Raw genomic sequence first — 12,343 nt, 5'->3', positions numbered from 1 at the left:
GTTTATGGCTCTTCAGTTGGACAATACTAGATTATGGCGAAAACTTTGCTTCATTTTGTTGTGTCTATGGGGCTGATCTTCTTGTGCCTAGTTGCCGGCATTAACATTCAGCACCTAATCGACATTTCTATCCCCGGTAGCATTATCGGAATGCTGATTTTATTTAGTCTGCTTGCCAGCGGGCTCGTACCTGCGCACTGGGTTCGTCCTGGCGCAACTGTGTTTATCCGTTATATGGTGTTACTGTTCGTACCCATCAGTGTGGGATTAATGGAACATTTCGATATGCTGATAGCCAATGCACTGCCGATTTTAGCGAGTGCTGTTGGTGGTACTTTTATCGTCTTGGTGCTGCTTGGCTTGATGCTAGACCGAATGCTTAAGGGAGGACAAAAGTAATGTGGTTACTTGTTACTATTGCGGTCTTCTTCTCAGCACGTTGGTTATGTCAAAAATTCAATAGCCCGTTAATGAACCCGCTGTTGGTCAGCCTTGCGGTATTGATCCCTTTACTCACGTATCTAAAAGTCCCATTTGAGACTTATTATGCAGACAACCATTGGATCAACTATCTGCTGCAACCCGCTGTTGTGGCCCTCGCCTACCCACTGTATGAACAATTACCTCAAATCCGAGCTAACTGGCGAATCATCATGCTTGCCTGTGGTGTCGGCAGTGTCATGTCGATGTTTACAGCCAGTATGATTGCCGTCTACCTAAAAGCGGATATCTCCTTGATTGCGAGCTTACTGGGTAAATCGGTAACCACACCAATCGCTATGGAGGTTTCTAGCCACTTAGGCGGTGAACCCGCAATTGCCGCTATCTTAGTGCTGATTGTTGGTTTGTTTGGCGCCATCATGGCCTACCCAATCTACAACCTGCTGAATATCACTCACCCGATAGCAAAAGGCTTGACGATGGGAACCGTCTCACACGCACTTGGCACTGCTACCTGCGCGGAGAAAGACCCGCGAGACGCTGCGTTTAGTTCTCTTGCCCTAGTCGTATGCGGAGTGATTACTTCGATACTAGCGCCTTCCTTCTTTACCCTAGCGGTTTGGTTGTCAGCTTAAGAGAAAAATCGATACTTTCTGGCAAGGTACAGATGCACAGCAACCAAATGACCGCTAGGATTTATGACGATGACGTCTCGTTTGCCCTAGGTCTGTTTCGTGCTACGACACACTTCATAAAATTTAATCGTGCAATCGTTATCATGTGTGAGCTCACTCTAATTATGTAACGACAAATGCCATTACAAGCAATATTGTGATTTAGATCTCTGAACATTTTTGAGTCTCACATAAAATGTAATACCAATATCAGAGTTTATTCTTCTCTTTTGACGACTAAGCTCAAAGATATCAATTACGCTGAAACAAGGATTCACTATGAGAAGCCGCATTGAACAAGCGCTGTCAGCAGCGCCAAAAAACGTAGCAGATTTCTTATCGCCTATTCTTCTCGCTGACGATTTTGACGCGACACTCACTGCCGAGCAGTTTGAACAGTTACTGACTATTTCCGGAATGGAAGATGCTGACCTACGCGTAGCACTGCTGCCATTCGCTGCGGCCTACTCTTATGCCCCCCTTTCAAACTTTTATGTTGGTGCTATTGTCCGTGGTCTTTCTGGTAAGCTTTACTTTGGCGCAAACGTTGAGTTTTCAGGCGTACAGTTAGGCCAAACGGTACACGCTGAGCAATCCGCAATTAGCCACGCATGGATGAAAGGTGAACAAGGTGTTGCTGATATCACCATCAACTTCAGCCCATGTGGCCATTGTCGCCAATTTATGAACGAACTTTCGACCGCAGATAAACTGAAAATTCAGTTACCAGAGCGCGAAAGTAAATCACTACAAGAATATCTCCCTGAATCGTTTGGCCCAGCAGACCTTGGTATCAAATCAGCACTGATGACCAACGTCGATCACGGCAAGAGATGTGATGAGCAAGATGAGCTGGTTCAGGCAGCGATTGACGCTCTCAACCGCAGCCATGCTCCATACACTCATAACTTGAGTGGTGTGGCGATCAAGATGAACAATGGCAAAGTTTACCAAGGGGCTTACGCTGAAAACGCGGCATTTAACCCTAGCCTACCACCACTTCAAGTTGCCCTAGTACAACTGTTACTGGACCGCCAAGATCTCGCAGAGATTGATTCGGCAGCACTAGTAGAAGCTGAAGGCGGTACAATTAGCCATCTGGCCAATACGCAATCCACTCTGGAAGCAATTAACCCTGATATTCCAATGAGTTATTTGGAACTTTAATGCATCTCGAAGGCGCTAATCTAGCGCCTTTTTTAATCCTGCTATTCGCTTCAAGCGCCATTGCGCTCTCGATTGTTTTCTCCATCAGCTATTGCTTATACACCCTCTTTTCGTCGCGAGTGGCTGTTGCGGTTCTTTACGACCATTTTACTACAACAAACCCTACGCAAACGTTTGCTTTTTGTTTCACAATCAGTATGATTGCCTCCATTCAGCTAATCCTCGTAGAGTTTAAGGTTAATTATGTTTGGTACAGCAACAGCAAAAAATGCAACCCGTGTGATGCTTCTTGGTTCAGGTGAACTCGGCAAAGAGGTCGCGATTGAATGTCAGCGACTAGGGCTTGAAGTGATTGCGTGTGATCGCTACGAAAATGCGCCTGCGATGCAAGTCGCTCACCGCAGCTATACATTAGACATGCTTGATGGTGATGCCCTTCAGGCAATTATCGATAAAGAACAACCTGACTACGTTGTACCTGAAATTGAAGCCATTGCGACTGACACTTTAGTCGCACTTGAAGCAAAAGGGCTTAATGTTGTCCCTAGCGCAAAGGCAACCAAGCTGACGATGAACCGTGAAGGTATCCGCCGTCTTGCAGCTGAAGAGCTACAACTGACCACTTCACCTTATCACTTCGCTGATACCTATCAAGAGTTTAAGTCAGCGGTTGATGCAGTAGGTATTCCGTGTGTTTGTAAGCCGGTAATGAGTTCTTCAGGCAAAGGCCAGAGCGTAATTAAAAGCGCCGACGATGTGGAAAAAGCTTGGAACTACGCTCAGGAAGGTGGTCGAACCGGAGCTGGACGCGTCATCGTAGAGGGCTTTATTGACTTTGACTACGAAATCACTCTATTAACCGTTCGCGCTGTCGATGGTACTCATTTCTGCGCTCCGATCGGTCACCGTCAGGAAGATGGAGACTACCGTGAATCTTGGCAGCCCCAAGTGATGTCAGATGCCGCACTTGAAGCCGCTCAAGATGCCGCGGGTAAAGTCGTCAACGCACTTGGTGGCTTTGGGATCTTTGGTGTCGAACTGTTTATCAAAGGTGATACAGTGATCTTTAATGAGGTCTCCCCTCGCCCACACGATACCGGCTTAGTGACTCTTATGTCACAAGATAGCTCTGAGTTTGCTCTACATGTTCGTGCATTTACAGGGTTGCCAATATCTGCCATTACTCAATATGGCCCAGCAGCTTCAGCGGTGATCTTAGGTCAAGGAACATCGACAAACATTCGTTTTGAAGGCGTTGCGGATGCTTTAGCGCAGCCTTTAACGCAAGTTCGTTTGTTTGGCAAACCAGACATCGATGGCCGTCGCCGTCTTGGTGTCGCGATCACTCGTCGCGAAGATATTGAAACTGCGATTAAAGACGCCGTAGAGAGTGCGAGCAAAGTAAACATACTTTACTAACACCGCATAACAGAAAAAGGCTTGGTTGAACCAAGCCTTTTTCATCTATTCACTTTCGATTAAATAGACTTCCTCGGCAAAACGAGTTAACCCCTTGTTGGCAATCTTAGGGTGTTCTTCGTCCGCTTCATCTCGGTAGAGTCGCGTTACTTTGAATTCAGAAAATAACGTACGAATCTCTTGTTCAGCAACCGAGAACGGAGGGCCAGCCATCTCATCCTGTCGATAATCAAGACTCACCAGTAAAATTCTGCCGCCAGGTTTGAGCAGCGACTTAATCCTTGCAACATATTCCACCCGCATCTCTTCTGGCAGCGCCACCAGTGAAGCGCGATCGTAGACGATATCGACAGGCTTAAGGGGAGCAGTAAAGAAGTCTCCGGTGTAAATGGACAACTCATCAAACTGGAACAGTTCGTGCTGACCGTTGATAGGCACTACCATCGGCGTATAGAAATGTTCAGCGAAGAAAGCTCGCACCGCAATATTGCTTAGCTCCACGCCCTGCACATCGGCATGTTTCGTCGCTAGCCACACCAAATCTTCGGACTTTCCGCATAAAGGTACTAGCACCGTATCCTCATGGTTTGGTTTCGTGTGCTGCCAATACTCAATAAGTAATGGGTTCACATCTTCAAGATGAAAACCAATCTGATTTGCGGCCCATTTGCCATGCCAAAACTCGGGATCTCTCATTGTCATTCTCTATTGCTTACTTACTAGCGCATAGCCTATCTGAAAGCATCAAGAAGTGGTATAGCCAAATGCGCTTAGCTGAAAAGTTCATTCAGATTAAGTTCATATGGTCTGTTTATACTTGGTTACATAGTTGCGCTGAACCTTTTAAAAACCGAGGCACTCTAAACAGTGACATAGGATATGAGATGCTGTTCAAACTTTTGTCATTATGGTTCAGCAAGCGATTGGAAACGCGAAATCTACCCCCATTACTATGTAGAGATGAGTGGACTTAGTGATTGAATCTTTTTCGACACCTTTTAGCTAAGCCGACACATCTAAGGAGAGTGAATGAGCCTATTTTTGCGAACGACGGCCCTGATGCTTTTAATGCTCAGCCGTGCCCCAGCATTTGCCGCTATTCCAACCGCACCAGCTAACGAGGAAAATCGTTCTACCAACCAGAACGAAGTGTGTTCTAAGGCATTTAGACATAACCTGAGTGGCCTTTACGGCATTCAGTCAATGTCAGCAACGCCACTTCAACCCTATTCAGATTTCGACGTGCTTTACAGCAAAGCCCATCAAGCTCAGGCTGAACTCGAAACTCTAGTTAAAAGCACCGCTCTATTAACGTCCACTGAATCTTATTTCGCGGGAGTAAAATCTGCGCAAAGAGCAAAAGAGAAGATCGCCTATGAGCTTGATGGACAGCCACAGCGCATTACCGACCTCGCACGTGCAACCATCGTCGCAGACGATATTGAAAGCCTTATGGCGGCTTATGAAGTACTGAATCGTGAAACGACCGTGGTTAAGGTGAAAAACCGTTTTAAGAAACCCGCGGCTTCGGGTTACCGAGACCTCAACCTTTTAGTCAAACTACCAAAAACGAACCTAATTGCAGAGGTGCAACTCCATCTTAAAGCTATCGCCGATGTAAAGAATGGTCCTGAGCATAAATTTTACGAACAAATCCAAAAGATAGAACGATTAGCGGCTGTTGAATCTCGCCAAATTAACGAAATTGAACAGGCACAAATTCGTACCATGCGCCACCAATCCAAAGAGCTCTACCAAAATGCGTGGCAACCCTACATCACGACTCATCTAAAAGCCGCTTAATAACGAAAAACTTGTCCCGTGTGGGGCAAGTTTTTTGCGTTATTTAGCAAAGCCTCATATTTTAAACTATATTGTTATCATAAACATAACAATAATAGGTGGAGGCTTAGTATGCGGTTTCCTGTCTGGCAATTCACTCTTGTTTTCAGCCTGTTTACCAGCATTCTTTCCTACGGTCATGATGGCTATGGCCCTTTACAAAGCTATACACAGTCTCCATTTCATACCAACAGCCTTTCGCCTCAGTTACGCTCTGGTTTCTCACTGCAAGACGATCAAAGCGAGATCTACACTTCCGGTACCATTTCCAGTATTTGGGCCGTTACCGCAAGCTACGAACTCGATTACTATCAAAATCAACTCGCGTTTGGTGCTAAGTGGCAACTCGATCCTCTCTGGCAACTCGACCTACATTACCGATGGAATTATGCTGGGAACAATCACCTTGACGGCCTAACCATCGCTTTTCATGACTGGTTTTCACTGGAACAGAACGGTAGAGAAGAGGTCAATAACAACCGCTTTGTTATCAACATGCCTGAGTATGGTATCGAACTGGAAGATTTTCGCGGCGAAACCCTCAGTCATGCAATCACTGGTTATTTGCAGTATCAGGTGTTTACCCAAGAGCATCACGGTTTATCGGTGGGAGCATCGCTTTATTACAACGATACCAAACACGGTATTTTTAGCTCTTCAGAGTTCGAACAAGCGATACAGGCCAACTACGGCTACCGAATAGATAAACACGCTTTAGACACCACGTTAGCACTAACATTTCGCAATACGCCGACTGTCTTTGCACAATTGCCCTATCGCAGTACCACTTGGTCAATGGGCGGCAGTTATCAGTATCAGATGTTTGAACACCATGCTTTTATCGGCCAAATTAGTGTCCATCAAGGGATCACTACAGACAATGGCGAGTTTTCAAAACCTTCAACCGAATTTACTATCGGCTATCGTTATACGCTAAAAAACACCGCAGTAGAGATCACTGCGGTAGAAAATATGTTTAACGCTGACAATAGCACTGACATCGCGTTTGGCGTTGCCTTCCGATATCGTTTCGGCGGGTAGGCCCGTTAGACGGCGAGAATACGGTTCACCGCCGCGGCAATTTCGGCATCAGAAGCTTGGCGCTGGAGAGAAAATGAAAGATATTGATCACCACGGACACTCAAAGAGCGATCCACTTCCGCTAAGCAATGCACTGTTGCACCTTCTAATACAAACGAAAGCTCAATCTCTTTGCTACTTATAAAGCCACTGTTACGAAACTCAATTTCCTGATAACAACCCGATTTTGAGCTAAAGTTACCGCCACGTAACAAGCCTTTTTCTACGTCTGCTTTTACCATTGCAAAACCCGCCTGCTCTATTGCAGAAAGGATCTTTGCCACCACAGGTAAAGGTCTGACTTCGACAAAATCCCTATCTTTTGGATCGATGGCAAAATCAATATCCAACGTGGTTTCTAGCCAAACGTGGCACTGATTTTTTAATGCATTGAGCGCCGTAATTGGCGTTTCTTCATCTAAACGCATTTCAAAAGGCACCTGCTTGTGCTCATTTGGCTGGATGACAAATGGTTGTACCGCTTGAAGTTTAGCTAAAATAAAGTCCTGATAACTGGTACTGTCTTCACTTTCGACCTTTACTTCCGTACACAATTTAAGATTAATGGCGTCAATTTGCTGCTCAACGTCTCCGCCTTTGATATGAACCGTACCTTTCAGTGTGTCACCTTGCATAACTGACATGCTTTCTAGCACTGTATCCACTTTGGCCGCGCCAATACCCAACGACGCTTTTAACTTTCCAAACATAGTAAATCCTTGTAATTTTGTTGCAGTTACTGATCTAACGCGCTCAATGACTTATATCAAGTCGTTTCTTCACTAACGGTGTAAGAAAACGTGCGCTCGAATTCAATTCATTGGCTTAAATTGGGGCGATACTTGCAATCTTGGCACAAATGTATAACCATTTGTATAGTCAATTATAAAGTTAAATATTATGAGTAATTCTCCCCTTTATCTCCAGATCAAACGGTATATTGTCGAGCAAATTGATCAAGGTTATTGGCCTGTCGGCCATCGTATTACCACCGAGCTTGAACTGACGAAACAGTTTGACGTCAGTCGTATGACGGTAAACAAAGCGATACGAGACCTTGTATCAGAAGGACGTTTAGTCAGACGCCCTCGCCTCGGTACGTTTGTTTGTGCCCCAGACGACAAAGCGGAATCACCATTACTCGATATTCGTAACATCGCTAAAGAAGTTGAACAGCGTGGTAGAGCATACAGCAGTAAAGTGGTTAAACAACTGGCATTAACCGCCGATGATGTGGTCGCCATGAAGCTAGGTGTCATGTTAGGTAGTGACGTTTTCTACAGTGAAATCATTCACTTTGAAGATAAATCCCCCATACAACTCGAGTTGCGCTGGGTGAACGCAAGTTATGCTCCCAACTATTTAGAACAAGACTTTACGCAGATCACGCCCAACCAATATTTATCAGAGAACTGTCCTCTCAGCGCAATAGAGCATACGGTTGAAGCTATCGTTGCTGACGAAAGCGTGCGTGCGGCGCTTCGCCTTGCGATGAATGAGCCTTGTCTGCTGCTTAACCGCAGAACATGGAGCCAAGAAAAGCTCGTCAGCACTGCATTACTCTATCATCCTGGCACGAGATACAAATTAAGCTCTAAAGTTCTCCTTCCTTAGAGCATTTCATACTTTTTGACTGATCACATTTTTGCAACATTGCACTTGATCATTTAGCAAACTTGAATCAGTATTTGTATATACATTTGATTATGGGTATTACTATGAAGTCCTCTGTTGATGAAATCATCTTAACCAACGCTAAAGTAGTCACTATGACTCAGGGGAGCCGTGGCTATGCCATTTCGCCTCTGAGCAATATTCATATCAAACAAGGTCAAATCCTATCGTTAAGCGAATCGGCTATCTCTTCTGAGATCAATACATTTGATTGTGAAGGGAAACTGGTCACGCCGGGATTTATCGACTGTCACACTCATCTTGTTTTTGCCGGTAGCCGTGCAGACGAGTTCGAACAGCGTCTCAAAGGCGTTCCATACCAAGAAATCGCTCAACAAGGTGGCGGTATTCTGTCTACTGTGCGTGCAACCCGCGCAGCCAGTGTTGATCAACTGACGGAACTGGCATTGCCTCGTTTAGACGGGCTGATTGCTAGCGGCGTGACGTCTGTCGAAGTGAAGTCAGGCTATGGATTGACGATAGAAGATGAAATCAAAATGTTGCGTGCTGCGCGTGCTCTCGAAGCTCACCGAAAAATTCGTGTTACGACCACATTACTTGCCGCACATGCCTTGCCGCCTGAATTTAGTGGACGTGCGGACGACTATATCGAGTTCGTCTGCCAAGAGATCATTCCTCAAGTAGCCGAAGAAAAGTTGGCGACGAGTGTAGACGTATTTTGTGAGTCCATTGGGTTCAACCTAAAGCAGACTGAACGCGTGTTTGTCACAGCCATTGAACATGGCCTAAAAATCAAAGGCCATACCGAACAGCTATCCAATCTTGGCGGTACAGAGTTAACTGCCAAGTATGGCGGCCTGTCTGCTGATCACATTGAATTTCTCGACTCGAAAGGTGTCGCCGCACTGGCACAATCAAACACGGTAGCCACCTTACTGCCGGGTGCTTTTTACTTCCTAAAAGAGACCCAACTACCGCCTATCGAGCTCCTTCGTCAACATAACGTGCCGATGGCGATTGCCACGGATTTGAATCCAGGTACGTCACCTTTTGCAGATTTGACTATGATGATGAATATGGGCTGTACACTATTTGGCCTAACACCAGAAGAAACCTTGCGTGGCGTCACTGCGAACGCTGCTCAAGCGCTGGGCTACGGTGAAAGCAGAGGTCAAGTTGCCCCAGGTTTTGATGCGGATTTGGCGATCTGGGATGTTGAACATCCTGCCGAGTTTAGCTATTTCCAAGGCGCTCCGAGATTGGCTGCGCGTCTTGTTGCCGGAGAGTTAGATCATGTCTAATCATGTCGTTACCAACCAAGATTTTCATTGGCAAGGCCGCCACGATGCGGAAGATGGCGCACTCGGTAAGCGTGTTCATCATGTGATTAAACAGCTTAGAGTTGATGAGCTCGAGCCGTATCACAATGCTGTAAGCTTGTTAGGCTTTTGTAGTGATGCTGGCGTCGCTCGCAACAAAGGGCGTATTGGCGCACGTAAAGCTCCAGATCTCATTCGTCGAGCCCTAGCAAATATGGCGTGGCACAAACAGAGTGCCTTAATCGACTTAGGCAATGTCATTTGTGATGACGACTTACTCGAGCATAGTCAGGCTCAATGTGCTGACATCATTGCCACGGCTTTAAAATCAACGCCTGTGATCACTTTAGGCGGGGGGCACGAAGTCGCTTGGGCTTCATTTCAGGGGCTGGCGAAGTACTTTGAATTTCTAAACCCAGCCAAACCACCAAAAATCGGCATCATCAACTTCGACGCTCACTTTGATCTTCGCGCTTTCGAGAGTGAACACGCGGAAGTTAAGCCGAGTTCAGGAACCCCGTTTAATCAAATCCAGCGCTACTGTGCGACTCACGATTGGCCGTTTCATTACGCATGTTTAGGTGTTAGCCGCGCGAGCAACACCGAAGCACTATTTAATCGAGCAGATGAGTTGGATGTGTGGTACGTCGAGGATAAAGATCTCGCTCATTTAAACCACGTCTATCACCTAACTCAGTTACAGCATTTTATCGATAAGTGTGACTGCATCTACCTGACCATAGATCTGGACGTCTTCCCTGCGGCGACGGCCCCTGGAGTGAGTGCGCCAGCAGCGCGTGGAGTCAGTATCGATATTCTCGCGCCATTTATTGAACGAATTCTGCATTACAAGCAAAAACTGGTCATAGCGGATATTGCCGAATACAACCCAACTTATGATGTCGACAGCCAGACAGCACGTCTAGCGGCTCGACTCTGCTGGGACATAGCAAACGCTTTTTCCGAAAAATAATAATCCATCAGGCAGAGGCTAGTGTTAACGGTGCATAAGCGCCCTAGCCCCCTTTTTGCCTGAACAACGTGAACCACAAGGAGTCTTACCATGACGGAACGCCAAGTAGAAGATAAGCGTCTCGATACGAATAGAACCATTCGCGCGCCACACGGCACGACATTGAGAGCAAAATCTTGGCTAACAGAAGCCCCGCTTCGCATGCTGATGAACAACTTAGATCCAGACGTTGCCGAGCATCCGCATTCTTTAGTCGTGTATGGTGGTATCGGTCGCGCTGCGCGCAACTGGGAGTGTTACGATAAAATCGTTGAAGTGCTTGAGCGCCTAGAGGAAGACCAAACTCTTGTCGTTCAGTCAGGCAAACCTGTCGGCGTGTTCCCGACGCATAAAAATGCACCGCGCGTGTTAATCGCAAACTCAAACTTAGTGCCTCATTGGGCGAACTGGGAGCATTTTAACGAGCTAGATAAACAAGGTCTGATGATGTACGGTCAGATGACCGCTGGCAGTTGGATCTACATCGGTTCACAAGGTATTGTTCAAGGTACTTATGAGACTTTTGTCGCCGTTGCGAAAAAACACTTTGACGGTAACGCAAACGGTCGCTGGGTTCTGACTGGTGGTCTTGGCGGTATGGGTGGTGCTCAACCTCTAGCTGCGACTATGGCAGGTTTCTCAATGATTGCCGTGGAATGTGACGAGTCACGTATCGACTACCGTCTCCGTACTGGTTACGTTGATAAAAAGGCAACAAGTCTCGATGAAGCGCTTGCTATCATCTATGAGTCGGATACCCCTGTATCAGTCGGTCTACTAGGCAACGCTGCCGACATCTTCCCTGAGTTGGTTGAACGTAACATCACACCAGATGTTGTTACTGACCAAACCTCTGCTCACGATCCGTTGAATGGCTACTTGCCGATTGGTTGGTCGATGGAACATGCCGCTGTTATGCGTCTAAAAGATGAAGCCGCCGTGGTCAACGCAGCCAAAGAATCAATGGCGATTCAAGTTAAAGCGATGTTGACGCTTCAAGAACGCGGCGCCGCAACACTCGACTACGGGAACAATATCCGCCAAATGGCATTGGAAAAAGGTGTAGAGAATGCCTTTGATTTCCCTGGTTTCGTACCGGCATATATTCGCCCTCTATTCTGTGAAGGTATTGGTCCTTTCCGTTGGGCAGCGCTTTCTGGTGATCCAGACGATATCTACAAAACAGATCAAAAAGTAAAAGAGTTGATCCCAGATAATCCTCATCTTCACAACTGGCTCGATATGGCGAGAGAGCGTATTCAGTTCCAAGGTCTCCCGGCACGAATTTGTTGGGTAGGTCTGAAAGATCGTGAGCGTCTAGGTCAAGCATTCAATGAAATGGTTAAGAATGGCGAACTTAAAGCCCCTATCGTCATTGGCCGCGACCATCTAGACTCTGGTTCAGTAGCGAGTCCGAACCGTGAAACAGAAGGCATGATGGACGGTTCAGACGCGGTGTCGGATTGGCCACTGCTCAACGCTCTGCTAAACACTGCTGGGGGAGCCACTTGGGTTTCACTTCATCACGGTGGTGGAGTTGGTATGGGCTTCTCTCAACACTCAGGCATGGTGATCTGTTGTGACGGCAGTCAGGACGCATCAGAGCGTATCGCACGCGTATTGCACAACGACCCTGCAACGGGCGTAATGCGCCATGCAGACGCGGGTTACGAGATTGCAAAACAATGTGCCGCCGATCAAGGGCTTGATTTGCCAATGCTTAACGAAGAACTAAAGAAGCTTAAATAAGGATG

The 12,343-nt window shown here is 46.6% G+C and carries 12 protein-coding genes; 10 read left to right on the top strand and 2 right to left on the bottom strand.

The window, feature by feature from the left end; translation table 11 throughout:
• Positions 1 to 33: 33 nt before the first annotated feature.
• The 4 genes from ACQEXT_RS03340 to purT all read left to right on the top strand — a co-directional run bounded on the left by ACQEXT_RS03340 (position 34) and on the right by purT (position 3,701).
• On the top strand, positions 34 to 399 hold the full coding sequence (locus tag ACQEXT_RS03340; RefSeq protein WP_331428293.1) for a CidA/LrgA family protein: 366 nt from the start codon (positions 34 to 36) through the stop codon (positions 397 to 399).
• Positions 399 to 1,076 carry a CidB/LrgB family autolysis modulator gene (locus ACQEXT_RS03335; protein ID WP_331428292.1) on the top strand — a complete coding sequence of 226 codons (678 nt, stop codon included), beginning with the start codon at positions 399 to 401 and terminating at the stop codon, positions 1,074 to 1,076. Before ACQEXT_RS03340 ends, ACQEXT_RS03335 begins: the two co-directional genes overlap by 1 nt.
• 318 nt (positions 1,077 to 1,394) lie before the next feature.
• Positions 1,395 to 2,282, top strand: coding sequence for a cytidine deaminase (gene cdd, locus ACQEXT_RS03330; protein ID WP_331416995.1), 888 nt, complete (start codon positions 1,395 to 1,397; stop codon positions 2,280 to 2,282).
• A 243-nt stretch (positions 2,283 to 2,525) separates the two neighbouring features.
• Positions 2,526 to 3,701: a formate-dependent phosphoribosylglycinamide formyltransferase gene (gene purT, locus ACQEXT_RS03325; protein ID WP_426950625.1), complete on the top strand. Its 1,176-nt coding sequence runs from the start codon at positions 2,526 to 2,528 to the stop codon at positions 3,699 to 3,701.
• A gap of 45 nt (positions 3,702 to 3,746) precedes the next feature.
• Here purT and ACQEXT_RS03320 read toward each other — a convergent pair whose 3' ends face one another.
• Positions 3,747 to 4,397, bottom strand: a complete 651-nt coding sequence (locus tag ACQEXT_RS03320) for a thiopurine S-methyltransferase (RefSeq protein WP_426950676.1) — start codon at positions 4,395 to 4,397, stop codon at positions 3,747 to 3,749.
• Positions 4,398 to 4,730: 333 nt separating this feature from the next.
• Here ACQEXT_RS03320 and ACQEXT_RS03315 point away from each other — a divergent pair, with 333 nt between their 5' ends.
• Positions 4,731 to 5,504 carry a RelA/SpoT domain-containing protein gene (locus tag ACQEXT_RS03315; protein WP_426950624.1) on the top strand — a complete coding sequence of 258 codons (774 nt, stop codon included), beginning with the start codon at positions 4,731 to 4,733 and terminating at the stop codon, positions 5,502 to 5,504.
• A gap of 111 nt (positions 5,505 to 5,615) precedes the next feature.
• Positions 5,616 to 6,584 (top strand): DUF3187 family protein, encoded by a 969-nt coding sequence (locus ACQEXT_RS03310; protein WP_426950623.1) that lies wholly within the window; start codon positions 5,616 to 5,618, stop codon positions 6,582 to 6,584.
• Between the two features lie 5 nt (positions 6,585 to 6,589).
• Here the strand turns inward: ACQEXT_RS03310 and ACQEXT_RS03305 are convergent, their stop codons facing one another.
• The gene (locus tag ACQEXT_RS03305) at positions 6,590 to 7,333 is read right to left on the bottom strand and encodes a sporulation protein (protein ID WP_426950622.1); all 744 of its coding nucleotides are present in this window, start codon (positions 7,331 to 7,333) and stop codon (positions 6,590 to 6,592) included.
• A gap of 190 nt (positions 7,334 to 7,523) precedes the next feature.
• Between ACQEXT_RS03305 and hutC the strand changes: the two genes are divergently transcribed.
• The 4 genes from hutC (at position 7,524) to hutU (ending at position 12,338) form a co-directional block, all read left to right on the top strand.
• Positions 7,524 to 8,237, top strand: coding sequence for a histidine utilization repressor (gene hutC / locus ACQEXT_RS03300; RefSeq protein ID WP_331416991.1), 714 nt, complete (start codon positions 7,524 to 7,526; stop codon positions 8,235 to 8,237).
• A 104-nt stretch (positions 8,238 to 8,341) separates the two neighbouring features.
• Positions 8,342 to 9,559 carry an imidazolonepropionase gene (gene hutI / locus ACQEXT_RS03295; protein ID WP_426950621.1) on the top strand — a complete coding sequence of 406 codons (1,218 nt, stop codon included), beginning with the start codon at positions 8,342 to 8,344 and terminating at the stop codon, positions 9,557 to 9,559.
• Positions 9,552 to 10,550: a formimidoylglutamase gene (gene hutG / locus ACQEXT_RS03290; protein ID WP_426950620.1), complete on the top strand. Its 999-nt coding sequence runs from the start codon at positions 9,552 to 9,554 to the stop codon at positions 10,548 to 10,550. The genes hutI and hutG overlap by 8 nt, the downstream gene beginning before the upstream one ends.
• A gap of 90 nt (positions 10,551 to 10,640) precedes the next feature.
• The gene (hutU, locus tag ACQEXT_RS03285; protein WP_331427845.1) at positions 10,641 to 12,338 is read left to right on the top strand and encodes a urocanate hydratase; all 1,698 of its coding nucleotides are present in this window, start codon (positions 10,641 to 10,643) and stop codon (positions 12,336 to 12,338) included.
• Positions 12,339 to 12,343 lie beyond the last annotated feature (5 nt).

It is taken from the genome of Vibrio sp. TRT 29B02 (genome assembly GCF_050113655.1).
Classification (GTDB): domain Bacteria; phylum Pseudomonadota; class Gammaproteobacteria; order Enterobacterales; family Vibrionaceae; genus Vibrio.
This window is presented reverse-complemented; position numbering and strand designations above follow the sequence as displayed.

What these genes read in the sequence shown, in the direction of transcription:
- ACQEXT_RS03305 (WP_426950622.1), bottom strand. Translation starts at nt 7,333, where the DNA reads ATGTTTGGAAAGTTAAAAGCGTCGTTGGGTATTGGCGCGGCCAAAGTG.
- ACQEXT_RS03315 (WP_426950624.1), top strand. Translation starts at nt 4,731, where the DNA reads ATGAGCCTATTTTTGCGAACGACGGCCCTGATGCTTTTAATGCTCAGC.
- hutU (WP_331427845.1), top strand. Translation starts at nt 10,641, where the DNA reads ATGACGGAACGCCAAGTAGAAGATAAGCGTCTCGATACGAATAGAACC.
- ACQEXT_RS03340 (WP_331428293.1), top strand. Translation starts at nt 34, where the DNA reads ATGGCGAAAACTTTGCTTCATTTTGTTGTGTCTATGGGGCTGATCTTC.
- hutG (WP_426950620.1), top strand. Translation starts at nt 9,552, where the DNA reads ATGTCTAATCATGTCGTTACCAACCAAGATTTTCATTGGCAAGGCCGC.
- hutI (WP_426950621.1), top strand. Translation starts at nt 8,342, where the DNA reads ATGAAGTCCTCTGTTGATGAAATCATCTTAACCAACGCTAAAGTAGTC.
- ACQEXT_RS03335 (WP_331428292.1), top strand. Translation starts at nt 399, where the DNA reads ATGTGGTTACTTGTTACTATTGCGGTCTTCTTCTCAGCACGTTGGTTA.
- cdd (WP_331416995.1), top strand. Translation starts at nt 1,395, where the DNA reads ATGAGAAGCCGCATTGAACAAGCGCTGTCAGCAGCGCCAAAAAACGTA.
- purT (WP_426950625.1), top strand. Translation starts at nt 2,526, where the DNA reads ATGTTTGGTACAGCAACAGCAAAAAATGCAACCCGTGTGATGCTTCTT.
- ACQEXT_RS03320 (WP_426950676.1), bottom strand. Translation starts at nt 4,397, where the DNA reads ATGAGAGATCCCGAGTTTTGGCATGGCAAATGGGCCGCAAATCAGATT.
- hutC (WP_331416991.1), top strand. Translation starts at nt 7,524, where the DNA reads ATGAGTAATTCTCCCCTTTATCTCCAGATCAAACGGTATATTGTCGAG.
- ACQEXT_RS03310 (WP_426950623.1), top strand. Translation starts at nt 5,616, where the DNA reads ATGCGGTTTCCTGTCTGGCAATTCACTCTTGTTTTCAGCCTGTTTACC.